We start from the raw sequence: 17,448 nt of genomic DNA, 5'->3' as shown, positions 1-17,448 counted from the left end.
CCGCGGCGCGCGGACCAGCCGGGGGCGGACGGTGGCTGCCGGTCCGGTTGCTTCCGGTCCGGTTGCTTCCGGTCCGGCGGCTGGCGGACAGGTGGCTTCCGGTCAGGCCCACTGGTCGAGCATCAGCTTGCCGACCAGGACAGTCACGACGACCAGGAGGACCGCCCGGACAAAGCCCGCGCCCCGTTTCAACGCCGTCACCGCGCCGAGCCGGGCGCCGGCGATGTTGAACACCGCCATGCCCAGCCCGGCCAGCCACAGGACGTGTCCCTGGGTGGCGAAGACGGCGAGCGCGCCGAAATTGGTACCCGCGTTGATGACCTTCGCCATCGCCGAGCTGTGGACGAAGTCCTGGCCGAGCACGCCGATGAAGGTGAAGATCAGAAAGGTGCCGGTGCCGGGGCCCAGCACGCCGTCGTAGCAGGCGATCACGACTCCGGCGAGCAGCAGCGCGGCCACCCGGCGTCCGGTTGTCGACTCGGCGCCCTGCTGGACCGTGCCGAACGCCGGCCTGAACACCACGAACAGCGCGACGGCCAGCAGCATGACCATGATGATCGGGCGGAAGTACCCGGCCGGCACCGCCGACGCGGACAGCGCGCCGAGCGCCGAGCAGGCGACCGCGAGCAGCGCGGCCGGGGTCAGGGTGCGCCAGTCCAGCTTCGTGCGCCGGCCGTAGGTCACGGCCGCGGTCGCGGTGCCGGTGATCGAGGCGAGCTTGTTGGTGCCGAGGGCGGTCGCCACCGGCACGTTGGGGAGAGCCAGCAGGAGCGCCGGGAGCTGCAGCAGCCCGCCGCCGCCGGCAACCGCGTCGATCCAGCCCGCGGCCGCCGCGGCGAGGCACAACAGAAGCAGGTGTTGCAGCGTCACATGCCCTCCGCAGAAGGATCTTCACAAATGCCGTGGGCACCGTAACGGATGTCACCCGCCCTGCCTACGGCGCGTCACGCCGAAGCGTCGGTGGTCACGCCGCGAGGGAGCCGCCTGCGCGGCCCCGGCGGTCGGGTCGGACCCGGCCGGCCGGGGACCGCGACGTCCCGGGTGGCGGCAGGTACCGGTTGCCGGGGCCGCTGCGGCGATGGCCGCGGCAGGCTGCCGGGGACGCTCAGGCCGTGGCGATGGCAGGCGTCCGGGGCGGCGTGGGCGCCGCGGCGGCAACCCCCGGTACGGCCGCGGGTTCGGTCACGGATTCGGCCGTGGGTACGACCACGAGCGCGGCCGGCGCGACCGTCCTCCCGGCGGCCAGTCGGACGAACAGGGCCGCGGCGACCGCGCAGGCGACCAGGCAGGCGGCACCGGCGGCGACCAGCGCGGTGCGCGGGCCCAGCACCTGCGACAGCCAGCCGAGTAGCGGCGCGCCGACCATGCCGGACAGCGAACTGACGACCGACATCGTCGCGACCACCCGGCCGCGCATGTCCTCGCGGGTGTCGAGTTGGACCCGGGCCGCGACGGTCGTGTCGATCACCACGGCGGCCGTCGCGATCGGCAGCAGCAGCACGGCGAACGTCAGCAGACCGGGCGCCAGGCCGGCCAGTAGTTGCAGGGCGCTCGCCAGGGCCCCCGCGCCGAGCAGCAACCGGCGGGACAGTTCCGGTCGCTGGGCGGTAACCAGCGCACCGAGCACGGTACCGACGGCGAAGACGGTCGACAGCAGCCCGTAACCGGTCCCACCTGCGTGCAGTGGACCGGCGCTCATCGCGGCCATGGTCACCTGGTAGTTGCGGCCGAGCATGCCGAGGATCAACGACAGTGCGAGTGTGACCAGCACGACCGGCTGGCCCAGCAGGTAGCCGAACCCCGCGCGTACCCCGCGCTCGGCGGCCGGAGCGTCGGCCGCGCTGGCCAGCGTGTGCCACTCCCGGGGGCGCATCAGCAGCATCGCGGCGACCACGGCCAGGAAGCTGACCGCGTTGGCGGCGAACAGCGGCCCCGCTCCGGCGGCGGCGACCAGTACTCCGCCGAGGCTCATGCCCACGATGCGGCCGCATGAGTTGATCAGTGAGCCGAGTGCGAGCGCGTTGCCCAGCGACTTCGGTCCGACGACCATCGACCCGAAGCGGCCCAGCGCCGGGCCGTCGACGGCGGAGACCACGCCGCTCAGGAACGAGATCAGGTACACCGGCCAGATCGCGTGTGAACCGCCGAGCACGATCAGCGCGAGCGTGCCGACGAGCCCGGCGTGTATCAACTGGCTGGCCACCAGCAGCGGGCGGGGCCTGATCCGGTCGGCCAGGGCTCCCGCGAACGGTCCGAGCAGCAGCATCGGAAGCGACTGCAGCACGATGCCCAGCCCCATCTTCGTCGCCGAGTCGGTGGTCTGCAGCAGGTACCAGTTGACTCCGAGAACCTGCATCCAGGTACCGGTGATGGAGATCAGGTCAGCCGTGGCCCACAGCCGGTAGTTGTACTGTCGCAGCGCTCCGAACATCGGTCGCACGCGGATGCCCCCTGAGATGACGCGGATGTACCGCGCCTGACATCCGGGTGGGTGCGCGTCGCGCGAGAGGTTGACCGGCCCCACCCCGGTTCGCACCCGTACGACACCCGGTGCGACCGGTGGTGAGTAAGGGCTCCACACGTATCGGCGGTACACGAGCCGTGTGACGACGAAAGTTTGTCATCTGTTGTCGACTCAAAAGGGATATGTGCGTGCTTGCTCACAGGGAAATGGCCTGGTTTCGGGCGCAGAGCCCACCATGCCCGCGACATTCAGTGCACGGGCTATCGGCTGGATTCGGGCTGCTGGAAGAGGTGTGGCCCGCGGTGGGGAACCGACAGTCCGAATGGTGTGGCCGTTCGGCCGAGCCGCAATCGGGCACCCGCGAGCAATTGATCATCACCGTCGTTTGATCCGGGTCGTCGTTTGATCGGCGGCGTCGCTGGTCTCCAATGATCAACTGACTACCGGTGATTCGCCGGTTACTGATGATCAATTGATTTCTGGTGGTCCTTGATTCGAGACGGGAAACGGCAATGGTGTACCGGATTCCGGACGAAGATTGCGGTCGTCGTCGATCAGTCAACCGCTGGAGTAGACCCGGCGCGGGGTCACCAGCACGGCGGTCCGGCGCTCGCCGGCCATGACCCGGTCGTAGGTACCCCAGTCGTCATGCGTGCCGCCCGCGGCGGTGAAGACCGTGCGCAGCAGCAGTCGCAGGCCCTCGGGGTCGAGGCCCGGTAACGGATCGTCGGGGCCGGCGAGCGCGACCGTGCCTTCGACCGCCACCCAGTCCCAGCCGACCCGGGCCACGACCGTGGTCTGAGGGCGGGCCCGCAGATTGGCCAGCTTCCGGCTGCCGCCCATTGCGACCAGCGCGACCACTGGCTGCCCGGTCACCGGATGGTCGATCACCCCAGCGTTGACGACGGAGGACTGGATCGTGTCGTCCGCGCGCAGCGTGGATACCACGCACAGTCCGTGATCACCGGCGATCAGCCGGGCGAAGTCGCCGAGGTCCGCCATGGGGCGACGATAGCGGCGCGGCGGACAGCGCGCGCGGCGAGCACGATCGGGGGGACGACGCGGACAGCGCGCGTCGCGAACAGCGCGGGAAGCGCGGCTCGGGACCGCCGGGGCGTCAGCCGAACGACACGTGCGCGAACGACGACGGGTTCTCCACCTCGTCTCGGCGCAGCCGGAGTTCGGCGAGTTCGCGCCGCAGTTCGTCGACGCCGTGGAGTGGCGGGTCGACGGTGTCGAGTGTCTTCAGCCGTTCGCCGATCGCGGCCACCGCCAGGTCCTCGGAGAACTGGCCGGGATCGACCCCGTAGGAGAGCTGGTGCTGCCAGATCCTGGTCCGCTCGAACAGGAACCGCCTGTCGCGCACCTCGAGCCACGCCCAGCCCTCGGCCGGGCCGTTCTTCCACCGTACGTGCAGACCGCCCACGGTAGGGTCGGCGACCTGACCGGTGACGTACGCGTTGGTGGCCACCGTCCGGGCGACCACCCCGAGGTCGTTGACGAGTCCGGTACGGCCGTCCGGCAGGCGACCGACGATGTCCCGGAAAGTCAACGCCCCCGGCGACGGCGGGCCCGGCGGGTCGTCGGGGTCACCGCCGGCGCGGGCGAACGTCCAGGCGTCGATCAGGTACTCGACCACCCGTCTGGCGTGCCCGTCCAGGCGCAGCGCCGACGACTCCAGGCGCAGCAGCCTCAGCCCGGCCGCCCCGCACACGGCGGTGGTGACCCGGTCGGCGCGTGCCGCCTCGGCGGGGGAGTGGTCCGGGTCGCGCGACTCGACGGCAAACACCGGTATGTAGGTTCGGGCGTCCCAGACGACGAAGGCCAGCAGGGCACGGACAGCCGAGTTCCACTGGTTCGCGGTGACCCCGGCTGGTCGGCGGATGACCTGGCCGAGCTTGCGGTTGGACCGCACCACGTACCCGGCGCGTTCGAAGAGTTCACCGCGTGCGACCGCGACCCCGTACTCCTCCGGGGTACGGACCGGCCGCAGCCAGGTGTTGGTCTCCCTACTCATGGTCACCAATACGCTCGACCTCACCACGTCGTCGTCACCGCTGTCCGTCACCGGCGTCCGTCACCGGCGTCCAGAAGCTCGCGATCATGCTAGGGAAGCGCGATCAGCGGCGTGATCGGGCCTACCGCGACCGCCAGCCGGACCAGCCACGAACGCGCGACCGGTCACGCCGGCCGGACCGGGTTCCGGCTGCGCGGCCGGACGGCGGTCGGTTCGCGGTATCCGACCTGTCGGCCCGGCCTACGGCTCTGTCGGCCCGACATCCCGACATACGGAAGGCCCCGGAAGCGTCCTCGCCGCTGCCGGAGCCTTCGTCATCTCCCGTACCCGCCGGGCAGCCCCGGCCCGCCGGGGTGGGTACTGGCCGTCACATCGGGAAGGTCACTTCCCCTGGGTGGGGCTGGTCTCCATACCCGCACCCGGGCTTTCGCTGGCCTCCGGTCCGCCGTGCCCCTTCCAATGGTGGTGGTGGTACTCGTGGCAGCAGCAGCAGCACTCCTCCTCGGGAGCTGCCGAACCCTTCCCGCCGGCCGGGGCGGAAGAACCGGGCGTCGGGCTCGGAGCGGTGGTGGTAGTGGTCGGGGACGCGGGAACCATCGGTGCGGGGACAGCGCCGGGTGCCGTCGTCGTACCCGGCACGGTGGTCGGGCTGGGGACGGTGGTCGGGCTGGGAACGGTGGTGGTAGTGGGCGTGGGTGACGGTGCCGCGTCTGCCATCGCCACGCCGACGCCGCCGCCGAGCGCCATGGTGGTGGCCGCCGCCGCGACCAGCACGATGCGCCTGATCGGCTTCATGCCGGACCTCCAGGTTTACTTCAACGGTGATCCGCTCTCCGGATCACCCGGCATTCACCTTCCCAGGCTGCTCGCCATTGGCTGTGTAAACGCTGAAGAGCGCTTCCTGCGGTGAGCCGCACGGCGGCGGCCCGGAGGCGGCGAACCGTCAGAAGTCGCCTGAGCTGCTCCCGCCGCTGTCGCCGCTGTCGCCGCCACCGAAGTCACCGCCGCTGTCGCCACCGCCGAAGTCGGCGTCCGCGCCGCCGCCGTACCCGCTGTCACCCGATCCGCCGTACCCCTGGTCGTGCTGTTCTTCGTAGCGGTGCGCTTCCCGTTCGCCCTCCATCCGGCCCAGTTCGTAGCCGAGCAGGCCGCCGGCCGCCGCGCCCGCGCCGCCGGCGAGCCACGGGTTGACGCCGGACCGGCCGTAGCCCGGCTGCCCGTAGTCGGGCTGGCCGTACCCCGGCCCGTATCCCGGCTGGCCGTAGCCTGGCCGGCCGTAACCGGCGGTGGGACCGACCGCCTGGCGGGACCGGCGTCCGCGGCGGGACAGGCGCACCACCGCCACGATGATGCCCACCACGACCAGGATCGATACGAGCAGGCAGAACATGCCGCCGATGGTCGAACCGCTCGACGTGTTCCGTGGCTGGGGCCCGGCCACCCCACCCTGGCGGGGCGCACCGGTACGGATGGCGGCGCGCAGCGAGTCCAGCGCCGCCACGGTCGCCGCCGTGTAGTCGGAGCTGCCACGGTACGAGCTGACGAACGCCTGCGTCGCCGTCGCGGCGGCCTGCTGGTTCAGTCCCGACTTCGGGCCGGTACGGATCGCCAGGTGGTGCGACTGGGTATTGATCGCAATCGCGATCATCGTCGGGGAGGTGACCTTTGACTGGGTCTCGCGGTCGAACGCGGCCTTGTCGTCGGCGAACTTCGTCGTCGTGTAGATGGCGACCGGGTCGGGCAGCGTTGCGGCCTCGTTCTGTAGCCGGGTGACGTCCAGGACGTGCGAGTCGTCGTGGACGCTGACCGGTGCCGCCGCTGCCGGGGCGGCACCGAGCAGGACCGTCCCCAGAACCACGGCACCCAGAACCACGGCACGTAGCGCGGTGGCACCCAGAGCGGTGGCCCCCGGGGTCAGGACGCGGCCGAGGCGTCGATGGCTACGGTTGTCTGCCGCCCACATCATCGTGTCTCCCATCATCGGCGCCCGCGTATTCAGGGGCACTGATCGAGTCTCTACCCGCCCCGCAAGCACCAGACACAAACACCGGGACCGGAGGCGGGACGGCGCCCCGCGCCGGGCCGTACGCGGATGGCATCGGGGCGCCCCGCCGCACCGGGTCGTACGCGGATGGTGCCGGGGCGTCCCCGGGACGACCGGTTTCGGTCGTACCTGCGTGGGCAGCAGACACTGGTGACAACCAGAACCGAGCCTCGGCGGGCGAGTCCCGGTGGCGCGCCCCGCACCCGGACCGCACCCCGTGCCCGGACCACGACTCGTACCCCGCGCGCGCCCCGGCCGGAGAGCCGGCCCGCGAAGGAGACGGTGAGTCCCGTCGGTGCGGTCGCGGAGCGGGAGACCGCCGGCCGGGAGGCCGCGGACGGCGGCCGCTCGTTGGCGCGGCGGGCCACGGGGGTACTGAGCGGGGCGATGCACCGGATGAGCGGGCTCAGGGTGACGGTTCCGCTGGTCGGCGAGGTGAGGCTGCCACCCGCCCAGGAGTTCGTGTTCTACGCCACCGTCGGGGTGCTCGCCGCGACCCGGCTCGTCCCGTGGCCGGTGGCGTTTATCGTGGTCATCGGTCACGTACTCGCCACCCGGGCGAGGAGCCGGATGGCACGGGACTTCGGCGAGGGGTTGCAGCAGGCGTAGGCGTCCCCTGCCGCTGCGCCTACCGCCCGCTGTGCCGGCCTACCGCTCGCCGGGCCGGCCGCACGGTGCCGCGGCGCTGACCCGGTCGGGGTGCGCCGCGACGAATGCGTCAAGGGTGTCGTCGCGAGCCGCGGCGAACAGGTGACGGCTGGTGTCGGTGAGGATCTCGAAATCCTGGCCGTTGATGACCTGGGTGTTGTACCGGCCAGAGTGGGTCTTCACCGTGGCGATGTCCGGGTCGACGTCCTTCAGGGTGAAGATCCAGTCCGCTATGGACATCCCGTTGCCGTCAAAGGTGACCGCGCTGCCGCGTGCCCGAAGCGTCCGGTCGGTCGCCACGGAATTGCCGAGCGGGCCCGCGGAGGCGATCTTCTTGGTCACCGCCGCGACGAGCTGCTGCTGGTGACGCTGACGGCCGTAGCCGCCGTCCGGGATCAGTTCGCGCGGCCGCACGTAGTCCAGGGCCTGCCAACCGGCGAAGGGCTGACAGCCGACGTGGTAGAGCTGTGCGCGCACCCCGGGGACGTCCCCGGCTAAGCGCGTCCGGGCTCGGCACGTCCCGGGTCGGCACGTCCGGGCTCGGCTGCGGTCGCCTCGAGGTAGCGCCGCCGGGACCGCGTGACCTCGGCCTCCGCCTCGGCGCGCCCGGTCCAGTCGGAGCCCTCGACGCTCTTGCCAGGCTCCAGGTCCTTGTACACCTCGAAGAAGTGCTGGATCTCCAAGCGGTCGAAGTGCGGTAGGTCGTCGATGTCGCGAAGGTGCTGCTGGCGTGGATCCTGAGCCGGCACGCACAGAACCTTGTCGTCGATGCCCTTCTCGTCGCGCATGCAGAACATGCCGATCGCGCGGCAGTGGATCAGACAGCCGGGGAAGGTCGGCTCCCGGACCAGTACGAGTGCATCGAGGGGCGAGTCGTCGTCGCCGAGGGTGCCCTCGACGAACCCGTAGTCCGCCGGGTACTGGGTAGCGGTGAAGAGGGTCCGGTTGAGCCGGATCCGCCCGTTGGCCGGATCCACCTCGTACTTGTTCCTCTGGCCTTTGGGGACTTCGACGGTCACGTTGAACTCCATCGTCGGCTCCTCCCGCTCGCCTCGTCGCGATCACGCGTGGGCCGGGTGGCGCGGACCGGGTGGGGGCTGTCCCGGTCGGGGCGGCGCCGGTCAGGCGGCGGTCCCGGCCGCGCGGTCTCGGTGGCACGATGGCACGGTGTCGGCGGCACGGTGTCGGCCTCGAGGCCTTGCGTCAGCCGCACGGTGTCAGCCGTGCGGCGTCTCGGCCCCGAGACCCTACCGATCCTGGCGTCACACCCGGGCGTGGCGGCTTCCTACCCACCGTAGACCCGGGTTCCGGCCGGCGATCGCCCAGGTCGCCGCCGTCAGGCTGGGCTGGAGGAGGGTCCCGGCTCCGGTGCGGTGCCAGCGGTACGGCCGGTCGGCGCGGCGGGCGTGGCGGGCGTGGCGGGCACCGCCGCTCCGTGCCACAGCCATGCCGTGGCCTGTGCGAACGCCGGGTCGTCCGGGTAGTCGAAGTGTCCGTAGGTAGGCGGGTAGCGGCTGTCGCCCGGAGCCCGCTCGAAGGACGGGTCGAGCAGGGCGCAGTCGACGTGGTGCACGAGTTGTTCCTGTACGGCGCGGTGCTGTTGTGTCACGTCGGGCCATTCGGACGGCCAGAACTGGTGGAAGACGTGACCGCCGATCGGGTCGCTCGGCCGGTGCAGGTTCCGCCACCGTGCCGCGCCGGTTGCCGTGCCTGGTTCCGCCCCCAGGAAGCCGCTCAGCCGGTGCAGCGGGTAGTCGCCGAAGTAGGCGGGGAAGAACCGGGCGTACAGCCGTCGCAGCGGGCTGCCGTAGGTGAGTAACCGGACGTGCCGCGCGGTCTCCTCGCTCAGTTGCATGACCGTCACCGCGGCGAGGACCGAGCCCTGCGAGTGGCCCGACAGCAGCACCTGCCCGGTGTGTGGCGGCGGCCCTGACGCGGTACCCGCACCCGCCGGATCCCGGCCGTCCGGCTCCCGTCCGTCCGCCGGCTCCCCGGTGCCGGTCAGGTAGGTCAACCGGTTGATCAGGTCAGGGACGGCCCGCTCGGCGTAGCAGGGCGGCCCGAGGGGGTGTACCGCCCTCGGCCAGAACGTACCGATGTCCCACAACACGCCGACCGTGCGGCGCCAGGCTGGGCTCGCGTACGCCTGCCGGCCGACATAGAACAGGACCAGGACGAGCCCGCCGAGCAGCCAGCTACCGATGGTCACCGGCCACCGCCACGACGCCGCGAACAGGGCCGGCGGCATCGTCAGGTCGGCTGCGGCGCCGGCGGCCACGACGAGGGCCACCACGGCCGCGAGCAGGCCACCATGGCGTGCGAGCCGATCGGCCAGCCGGCCCCGGCTCCAGTCCCGCGCGATCGACTCCGCGCGCTGCTGCCGGGGTGAGCCCGGCGGGGCCGAGTCGAGGTGCTGGAACCGGTACGCCTGCCGCACCCGGGTCACCATCGCCGGGTCCGGCGCGCCCGACAGCAGGACCGCGCCGGTGGCGGCCAGCAGGACGCAGGCGACACCCACCGCGGTCACGGCAGCCCAGAGGACCGCGGGCGCGACGACGAACCGCTGGCCGGTGACGGTACCGGCCGGCGGCCCCGGCGTACCGAGCCGGTCGGCGGCCAGCAGCGTCACCCCGGCCGCGAGGCCGTCCTGGAGCAGCCAGGCGAGCCCGGCCGCCACCGCCGGCGCCAGGCCCCACCACACCGGCCGGTCCACCGGGTGCGCTGCCACGGGACGCGTCGCCGCCGGGTGCGCCGCCGCCCAGCAGCAGGCGGCGAGCACGGCGGTGGCGACGACCTGGCCGACGAACAGCGCCGTTATGGCGCCCGACAGCCACGGCAGGGCGGCGGACGAGGCCGGGCCGCTCGCCGCGCGCGCCGCGGACGGCCGGCCCGCCGCAAGCGCCGCGGCCGCCGCCAGGACGACCAGCGCCAGCCCGATCCGGGGGAGCCACCGGAACAGGTGTTCCTCCAGGGGGAGGGGGCGGTCCGCGGAGCCGGTACCGGTACCGGGCCGGTCACGCCGGCCGGCCACCGGTAGCGCCGCCGCGACGAGTGTGCCCGCGATCAGCACCAGCGACGCCAGCAGGACGGTGACGACCGGCCAGCCCCGGGGCCGGTGCCACTCCTGCGCGGCCGCCCACGCTGCCAGGCCACGGTCGGGCGCGGCAAGCGTGCCGGCGGCGAGGAAAGCGGCGATCACCGCGAACGCGGCCGTCACGTGTACCGCGCGCAGCATGCGCACCGACCGCCGCCCGTTCCACATGCGGCGGTCCTCCAGCGGTGTGCGTACCCCGGTCGGCGGCGCCGCCGGCACCGGGACCGACTCCAACTGCTGCCAGGTGCGGTTGCCCAGCCACCACAACAGAAGTACGAGGGCGGTCGGCGCCGCCGAGGTGAGAACGAGCCTGCGGGTGTCGTCCAGCCATGGCCAGGACAGGAAGGCCAGGGCTGGGGTGCAGGACCGGCCGTCGGCCACGCACTGGGTGCCCAGAAGGTCCATCGACACCGCGACCGCCGCCAGTACGCAACCGACGGTCAACGACAGCGCGAGCAGGCGCTGGAGCGCTTCGGCGCTGCGCTGCATGACTCGCTGCCAGCCGCGCGGGTCGGCTCGCCCCGGCTCCGGGCCGGCTCGCCCTTCCTCCGGGCCGGCCGGTTCCGTGACGACGGCGGGCGCGGTCCAGTAGCCGATGTTCGCAAGCATGAACGGCAGCAGGAGCAGCCACAGCGCGCGGGTCCAGTCGCGGGAGGTCAGGCCGGCCCAGCAGTACGCCTCGACCCGTACGGGCGAGGCCGTGCCGTCACCGGCGCCCGCGCCGCGCCCGTGCTCGGGTGTGTCACGCCGGTCGAACGGTGCGCCACGCCGGTAGAACCCGGCGTCGGAGTCGCCGGCGACCAGGGTCACCGCCGGGGGAACAAGGATCTGGGCCGCGCTGACCCCGCCGACGCCGGGGATGACCACCTGCGTCCTGTTCGGGTATTCGGGGTGCTCGGTCATGCCCGCACCTCTGCCGTGTTTCTGTGCGGTGGGCGCTACCAGCCACGATGGTCGGGTAACCGGCCGTTCGTCAAGACGGTCGTGATTGCGCGACGCTTCGCATGTCGCCAAATCTGAATAGCCAGGCAACCGGCCAGTCAATGGATGGCTATCCTGAGTCGGAATTCCCGCCGCGCCAGGCGTCCATCGCCGGACAGATTTCCCCTCCCGTCAGGAGGAGGCGGCATCGTGTCAACCGAGCCGGTTCGAGACCTGCGCCGGACCAGTGCCCTCGCCTGCCGGGCCAGTGCCTTCGTCCACCGGGTCAATGCCTTCGTCCGCCGGGCCAGTGCGTCCGCCCGCAGCACGACGTTCGCGCCGGCGGTGCTCACGACCGCGGTGACCGTCGCCCTGCTCGGCGCCGGTGCCGCGGGTGTGCTGCCACCGGCCGCGGCCGTGGCCCTGGCCGTCGGCCGGTCGGCGGCCGTCCACAGCACCCGGATGATCCGGCTCGCGCTGTCGGTCCATCGTGGCCGGCGTACGTTCGGCCCGTGCCGCGGCGCCGGACTGCTCGGCATGGGCGTGGTCACCGGCGGGGTCACCGTCACCGCGCTCACCACCGTGCCGGACTGGCCCCACGTCGCCGAACTGGGGCTCGCCGGGCTCGTCGCGACGACCACCGTGTACCTGCTGGGACTGCTCCTGCTGCCCGGCGCCACCACCGACCCGGCCGCCCGGCTGGAGCGCCTGCTCGACGGGGTGGCTGCCGGCAGTTGCCTGTTCTCGCTGGCCCGACTGGCCGCGCGGGCGCTCGGTCCGGGCCAGCAGGGGCCGGCGTTCCTCGCCGGGCTCGTCGCCTGCACCGCCGCGGCCGTCGCCCTCATCACGGGGCTGCGCGCGGCGCGGTACCGGCGGGCCGCGCTCGCCTGCAGCGGCGGCGTGGCGCTCGCCGTCGCGGGGCTCGCCGGTCTCACCGTCGTCGGGCCGTCCGCCGGACCCGGGACGTGGCTGGCCGCGGCGGCCCTCGCCGTCGGCCCCGCCCTGGCGGCGGAGGGCGTCCGACGCGCCGAGCCGCGCGAGCCGGGCCCGGCCGCCGCGGATGGCTTCCTGGCCGGGTACCCGCTGCTGGTACTGCCGCTCGGCGGGGCGCTGCTGGCGGTGGTGTGCCGGATGGCGCGGGGCGACATGCCGGACCGTACCGACGTGCTGCTCGGCCTCGTCACGCTGGCCGCGCTGGCCGTCCGCGAGGCGCTCGCCGCCCTGGTGATCCGGCGGTACGCGGTGCGCCTGGCCGGCCGGGAGGCGCACTTCCGCTCGCTGGTGGCCGGTTCGCGGGACGTGACCGTCGTCGTCGACACCGACCAGGTCGTACGGTGGTTGTCGCCGGCCGCCGCGCGCCAGTTCGCACTGTCCGAACAGGAGGCGGTCGGCAGGCCTTTCGCCGCGCTGCTGCACCCCGACGACGCCGGCCGGGTCACCGATTGGCTGTCGGCACCCGGCCGGACCGGCCAGCCGTCGCTGTTCGAGGCGCGGCTGCGGGACGGGTACGGGCGGTGGCGCGAGACCGAGTCCACCCTCAGCGACCTGCGCGACACCCCGGAGGTGGCGGCGTTCGTCGTGCACATCCGCGACATCGGCGACCGGCGCGCGATGGAGCGCACGTTGCGGCAGATGGCGTTCACCGACCAGTTGACCGGGTTGGCCAACCGGCGCGAGCTGCTCCGTGCCGTCGCCGCGGTCCGCTCGACGCCGGAACCGGCCGGGTCGGTCCTGATTATCGACCTCGATGGCCTCGCCGGCGTCAACGACGTGCACGGCCGGGAGCTCGGCGACGCCGTCCTCGTCGAGGTGGGCCGCCGGCTGCGGTTCACCCTGGACACCGGCGACCTGCCGGCACGGCTCGACGGAGACGAGTTCGCGGTGCTCACCCCGACTGGTTCGGTCCGGGCGTACGCGCTGGCGACCCGGCTGGTGACGGTCCTGAACGAGCAGTACCGGCTGCCCGGCGTCAGCGTGCGGCTGACGGCCCGCGCCGGCCTCGCCGAGGTCGCCGGGGCGGGCAGCGTCGAGGAGATACTCCGCCGCGCGGATCTCGCCCTGCTGCGGGCCGAGCGCGCCGGCCAGAGCTGCGTGGAGTGGTACGACCGGTCGATGGAGTCGGCGCTGCTGAGGCGCATGACGCTGGAGCGTGAGCTGCCGGGTGCCATCGACCGCGGTGAACTGGATCTGGTGTACCAGCCGGTGCTCGACCTGGCCGACCGCCGGCCGGTCGGCGCGGAGGCGCTGCTGCGGTGGCGGCACCCTCGGCTGGGTGCGGTACCACCCCGCGAGCTGGTCGCGGTGGCCGAGGACCTCGGCCTGGCCGACGAGATCGGCGGCTGGGCGATGCACCGGGCGTTCCGCCAGCTGTCGTGCTGGTTGCACGAGGGGTGGGACCTGTGGATGTCGGTCAACGTATCGGCATGCCAGCTGGTCGCCGCCGGGTTCGTCCCCGCGCTGCGGGGTGCGCTCGACACCCACCTGGTCCCACCGGAGCGGGTCGTGGTGGAGGTCGCCGAGAAGGCGACCGGTACCCGGCCGGACCCGGAGGCGCGGGAGGCGGCCTTCGCGGCGGTCCGCGCCGTGGGCGTGCGCACCGCGATCGACCACTTCGGCACCGACGCGACGTCGCTGGCGCACCTGCGCCGGATGGCGGTCGACGTGCTGAAGGTGGACCGGTCGCTGTTCACCGAGCCGGCCGGCCGCGGCGGGCCGGCCGCTCCGATCATGGACGTCGTGATGAGCCTGGGCGACCGGCTCGGCCTGGAGGTCATCGCCTGCGGCCTGGAGGCGGAGGCGCACCTCGACGTGGTCCGGGCCGCCGGTTGCCACCTCGGTCAGGGGCACCTGTTCGCCCCGCCGGGGCCCGCCGAACGCGTCGAGGCGTACCTGACCGACCACCGGTCCCCGACCTTGTGACCGCCCGGCCCGGGGAGACCGGGTCCAGGGAGCCGAGACGGCGTACCGGTAGGGAGGCTGGGCCCAGGTCACCGGGTGGGTTGTCTCAAGTACGGCGCCATTCGGCCGATCCGGGCGTTGTGACCAGACTCCGCGCCGGCATCGGTACCAGCGCGGTGGACGACGCCGCAACCGCCGGTCGTGCCGCCGCCATGGCGGCCCTCGCCGATCTCACCACCCGGGAGCCCGCCGCGTGGCCGGCCGGGTTCCACAACGCGACGATGGCGGCGATCGCACTGTGACAGCGTCTGTCGACCGTACCGGTGCCCGCGCCGAGGCGCGCATCGCGGAACTGGAAAGCCAACTCGCGACGGCCACCGCTGCCGCGCACGAGGCGTACCGGGACACCACCCGCCTCATCCGGCTGCTGACCGTGATCAGCCAGCCCTCGTCACCGCGCGACCTGGTGGAGAACACGCTGCACACCCTGTCGGACGTCTTCTCCGCCGGCGTGACCTGCATCGGCCGGCTGGTCGGCGACAAGCTGATGATCATCAGCGCGTGCGGTCTCAGCGAGGACGACCCGGCGTACACGCAAGGCTGGGCCGCCAGCCGGACCGCGCGCGAGGCGCTGGAGGGCCGGCGCAGCGTCGCCGGCGGCTACGACCGTTCGGTGCGGATGCCGGCTCCGCTGGCCGCGCTCGGCGTCCGCTCCGCCGCCTGGGTACCGCTGTCGACCGGCCCCGACGAGTTGCTCGTGCTCTACCGGAGCGCCGACGAGTGGTTCACCTCCGCGGAGCTACAGGTCCTCGCCTCCGTTGCGGACCGGCTGTGCCTGGCACTGCGCGCCAGCGAGCGCAGCGCCGCGACCGAACGGCTGGCGCAGACCGGCCCCAGGCTGACCCGCCACCTCGACCTCGACCCGCTGCTGGCCGAGGCGGCCGAACTGCTCGAGCAGCTCACCTACTCGCAAGCGGCAGCGGTCGCGGTCGTCGACGGCGAGGTGGCGCACCTGCGCGCGCATCGCGGCCCGGCCCCGGCGGACTGGCCCCGCCCGGTGGCGCGGGTACCGGGCTGGGAGACGGTCGCCACCGGTCAGCCGTACCAGACGACCGACGGATCCCGCGCGATGCTGTGCGTACCCGTGATGCGCGGCGACGCCGTCGCGGCGGTGCTGCTCGCCGAGCGCGACGCCCGGCAGCCCTACCCGGACGACGTGGTGGAGATCGGTGCGGTCTTCGCCAACTACGTCGGTGCCGCGATGGTGAACGCGCAGCTGTACCAGGCGCTCGCGGACAGCGAGTCGTCGCTGCGGCTGATCACCGACTCGATCAGCGACCTGATCGCCGTCCTGGCCGCCGACGGTACGTTCCGCTACGCCTCACCCTCGTACGCCCGGGAGCTCTGCCACGACCCGGCGGCGCTGATCGGCACCAGCGCGCTCGACCTGGTCCACCCCGACGACCGGGAGGCGGTCGTCGGGGCGGGGCGCGACGCGGTACGCCAGCCAAGGGTCGAGTGCCGGCTGCAGGACGGCGCCGGGAGCTGGGTGTGGATCGAGAGCGTGCTGCGGCCGGCCGGGTTCGAGGAGCATGCTCTGGTCGTGTCGTCCCGGGTCGTGGACGACCGCAAGCGGCTGGAGGAGGAGCTGCGCCAGCGGGCGACCCACGACCCGCTCACCGGGCTGGCCAACCGGTCGCTGGTGGGACAGTTTCTCGACGACGCGCTGAGCCGGGCCGACCTGACCGACGTCGGCCTGCTCTTCTGCGACCTCGACCGGTTCAAGGCGGTCAACGACCGGCTGGGCCACGAGGCCGGAGACCAGCTTCTGGTGGAGGTCGCCGAGCGGCTGCGGGCGTGTGTGCGCCCGACCGACCTGCTCGCGCGCTTCGGCGGTGACGAGTTCGTGGTCGTCCTGGACGGCGTGGACGACCTGGCCGCCGTCGGTGCTGTCGGCCGGCGGGTGCTGCGCGCCCTGGACCGCCCGGTCCGGCTCGGCGCGGAGTCGGTACAGGTGTCGGCCAGCGTCGGCGGGGTCACCGGGGTGCGCGGGCACACCACGGCCAGCGACATGCTCCGGGATGCCGACGCCGCCATGTACCAGGCCAAGGAGAAGGGCCGCGGCCTGGTCGAGGTCTTCGACGAGGCCGCGTCCAGCCGGTCGCGGGACCGACTGGACCTGCGGTCCGAGCTGGCCCACGCGCTGGAGCGGGACGAGCTGTCGGTGCATTACCAGCCCATCTGGGACCTCAGCGGCGGGGAGATCATCAGCTTCGAGTCGCTGCTGCGGTGGCACCATCCGCAGCGCGGGCCGGTCCCGCCGGACGTGTTCATCCCGTTCGCCGAGGAGACCGGCGAGATCGTCGGTATCGGCCGGTGGGTGATGGCGCAGGCCTGCCGGCAGCTCGCGGCGTGGCAGCGGCGGCTGCCGGGCCGCGGGCTGAGCGTCAGCGTGAACGTGTCCCCGGTCCAGCTACGCCGGCCCGAAGCGGCGGCCGACCTGCTCGCCGCGATCCGGGACGCCGGAGTCGACCCGGCGGACGTGTGGCTGGAGGTCACCGAACACAGCTACGTCCACGACGACGTCACCCGGTGGGCGACGGCGCTGCGGGCCGCCGGGGTGCACTTCGCCCTCGACGACTTCGGTACGTCGTACTGCAGCCTGGCCTATCTGAAGCGGTTCCCGATCGAGGGTTTGAAGATCGACCGTTCGTTCGTGTCGGGGCTGGGGGAGAACGCCACCGACCGCAGCATCGTGCGGGCGGTGCTGGCCATCGCGGAGTCGATGGACCTGCGGGTGGTCGCCGAGGGTATCGAGACCGACGAACAGCGCGCGATCCTGTCCGAGTTGGGCTGCCGGATCGGGCAGGGGTACCTGATGTCGCGCCCGGTGACGGCCGACGAGGCCGCTGCCCTGCTGCTGCCGTCGGCACGACCGACCGGCGACTGACCGCCAGGCGCCACCGTCCGGCCGGTGTGGCGGGACGGGCGCCGGCCGGCTGGCTCCGGCTGACCGATGGTCGTAACCCCTGAGGGTGCGCGGTAGGCCGTCCCGGCGCGTCGGCGCCGCCAGTCGCGGACGGGGCTCCTAGGGTCGGCACGGGCGCGACTCCCGGGGGCGCCGACCGGAGCACGAGCGGAGGTAGTCATGGGTGAGTCGAGGCGGCCGACCGAGGTGGCGTGGGTGTTTCGGCCGAACCTGGCGCAGCAGCCCGGGCACCGGCTCAGCGCGCTGGTCGGCAAGCCGGTCTACGGGGTGGGTCCGCTCGGCGACGACGGCCGGGTCGAGGTGGTCCTGCTCGACGGTACGCGGGTCCGGGCCACGCCGGGTGAGGTCGTCGCCGAGTAGCCGTCGTCGGGCA

The 17,448-nt window shown here is 73.0% G+C and carries 14 protein-coding genes; 6 read left to right on the top strand and 8 right to left on the bottom strand.

From position 1 onward, the window contains the following. Positions 1-102: 102 nt before the first annotated feature. The 4 genes from ACNTMW_RS00660 to ACNTMW_RS00645 form a co-directional block, all read right to left on the bottom strand. Positions 103-870, bottom strand: a complete 768-nt coding sequence (locus ACNTMW_RS00660) for a sulfite exporter TauE/SafE family protein (protein ID WP_426631304.1) — start codon at positions 868-870, stop codon at positions 103-105. A 235-nt stretch (positions 871-1,105) separates the two neighbouring features. Continuing rightward, positions 1,106-2,431 carry an MFS transporter gene (locus ACNTMW_RS00655; RefSeq protein ID WP_426631715.1) on the bottom strand — a complete coding sequence of 442 codons (1,326 nt, stop codon included), beginning with the start codon at positions 2,429-2,431 and terminating at the stop codon, positions 1,106-1,108. Between the two features lie 591 nt (positions 2,432-3,022). Next, complete coding sequence (locus ACNTMW_RS00650; RefSeq protein ID WP_426631303.1) at positions 3,023-3,466, bottom strand: pyridoxamine 5'-phosphate oxidase family protein; 444 nt, start codon at positions 3,464-3,466, stop codon at positions 3,023-3,025. Positions 3,467-3,581: 115 nt separating this feature from the next. Further along, positions 3,582-4,481, bottom strand: a complete 900-nt coding sequence (locus ACNTMW_RS00645; protein ID WP_426631302.1) for a DUF2726 domain-containing protein — start codon at positions 4,479-4,481, stop codon at positions 3,582-3,584. A 394-nt stretch (positions 4,482-4,875) separates the two neighbouring features. Here ACNTMW_RS00645 and ACNTMW_RS00640 point away from each other — a divergent pair, with 394 nt between their 5' ends. Beyond that, a complete protein-coding gene (locus tag ACNTMW_RS00640) occupies positions 4,876-5,391 on the top strand; it encodes a hypothetical protein (RefSeq protein WP_426631301.1) in 516 nt (171 codons plus the stop codon). Between the two features lie 33 nt (positions 5,392-5,424). On the opposite strand, the gene ACNTMW_RS00635 is transcribed toward ACNTMW_RS00640, so the two are convergent. After that, complete coding sequence (locus tag ACNTMW_RS00635) at positions 5,425-6,462, bottom strand: hypothetical protein (protein ID WP_426631300.1); 1,038 nt, start codon at positions 6,460-6,462, stop codon at positions 5,425-5,427. Between the two features lie 345 nt (positions 6,463-6,807). On the opposite strand from ACNTMW_RS00635, the gene ACNTMW_RS00630 reads away from it, so the two are divergent. Continuing rightward, positions 6,808-7,134 (top strand): hypothetical protein, encoded by a 327-nt coding sequence (locus ACNTMW_RS00630; RefSeq protein WP_426631299.1) that lies wholly within the window; start codon positions 6,808-6,810, stop codon positions 7,132-7,134. 39 nt (positions 7,135-7,173) lie between these two features. On the opposite strand, the gene ACNTMW_RS00625 is transcribed toward ACNTMW_RS00630, so the two are convergent. The 3 genes from ACNTMW_RS00625 to ACNTMW_RS00615 form a co-directional block, all read right to left on the bottom strand. Further along, positions 7,174-7,650 carry an LCP family glycopolymer transferase gene (locus ACNTMW_RS00625; RefSeq protein WP_426631298.1) on the bottom strand — a complete coding sequence of 159 codons (477 nt, stop codon included), beginning with the start codon at positions 7,648-7,650 and terminating at the stop codon, positions 7,174-7,176. Between the two features lie 17 nt (positions 7,651-7,667). Then, complete coding sequence (locus ACNTMW_RS00620; RefSeq protein WP_426631297.1) at positions 7,668-8,204, bottom strand: inorganic diphosphatase; 537 nt, start codon at positions 8,202-8,204, stop codon at positions 7,668-7,670. Between the two features lie 305 nt (positions 8,205-8,509). After that, the gene (locus ACNTMW_RS00615; protein WP_426631296.1) at positions 8,510-11,170 is read right to left on the bottom strand and encodes a hypothetical protein; all 2,661 of its coding nucleotides are present in this window, start codon (positions 11,168-11,170) and stop codon (positions 8,510-8,512) included. 228 nt (positions 11,171-11,398) lie between these two features. Here ACNTMW_RS00615 and ACNTMW_RS00610 point away from each other — a divergent pair, with 228 nt between their 5' ends. From ACNTMW_RS00610 to ACNTMW_RS00595, 4 genes are all read left to right on the top strand, one after another. After that, complete coding sequence (locus ACNTMW_RS00610) at positions 11,399-14,107, top strand: putative bifunctional diguanylate cyclase/phosphodiesterase (RefSeq protein ID WP_426631295.1); 2,709 nt, start codon at positions 11,399-11,401, stop codon at positions 14,105-14,107. A 119-nt stretch (positions 14,108-14,226) separates the two neighbouring features. Continuing rightward, positions 14,227-14,388 carry a hypothetical protein gene (locus ACNTMW_RS00605; RefSeq protein WP_426631294.1) on the top strand — a complete coding sequence of 54 codons (162 nt, stop codon included), beginning with the start codon at positions 14,227-14,229 and terminating at the stop codon, positions 14,386-14,388. After that, on the top strand, positions 14,385-17,036 hold the full coding sequence (locus ACNTMW_RS00600; protein WP_426631293.1) for a putative bifunctional diguanylate cyclase/phosphodiesterase: 2,652 nt from the start codon (positions 14,385-14,387) through the stop codon (positions 17,034-17,036). Before ACNTMW_RS00605 ends, ACNTMW_RS00600 begins: the two co-directional genes overlap by 4 nt. A 198-nt stretch (positions 17,037-17,234) precedes the next feature. After that, entirely contained in the window at positions 17,235-17,435 is a 201-nt protein-coding gene (locus ACNTMW_RS00595; protein WP_426631292.1) for a hypothetical protein, read from the top strand. Positions 17,436-17,448 lie beyond the last annotated feature (13 nt).

Origin of the sequence: Planosporangium spinosum, from assembly GCF_049999945.1 — a bacterium.
GTDB classification, from domain to species: domain Bacteria; phylum Actinomycetota; class Actinomycetes; order Mycobacteriales; family Micromonosporaceae; genus Planosporangium; species Planosporangium spinosum.
Note: the sequence above shows the minus strand (reverse complement) of the source record. Positions and strands in the feature narration are given on the sequence as shown.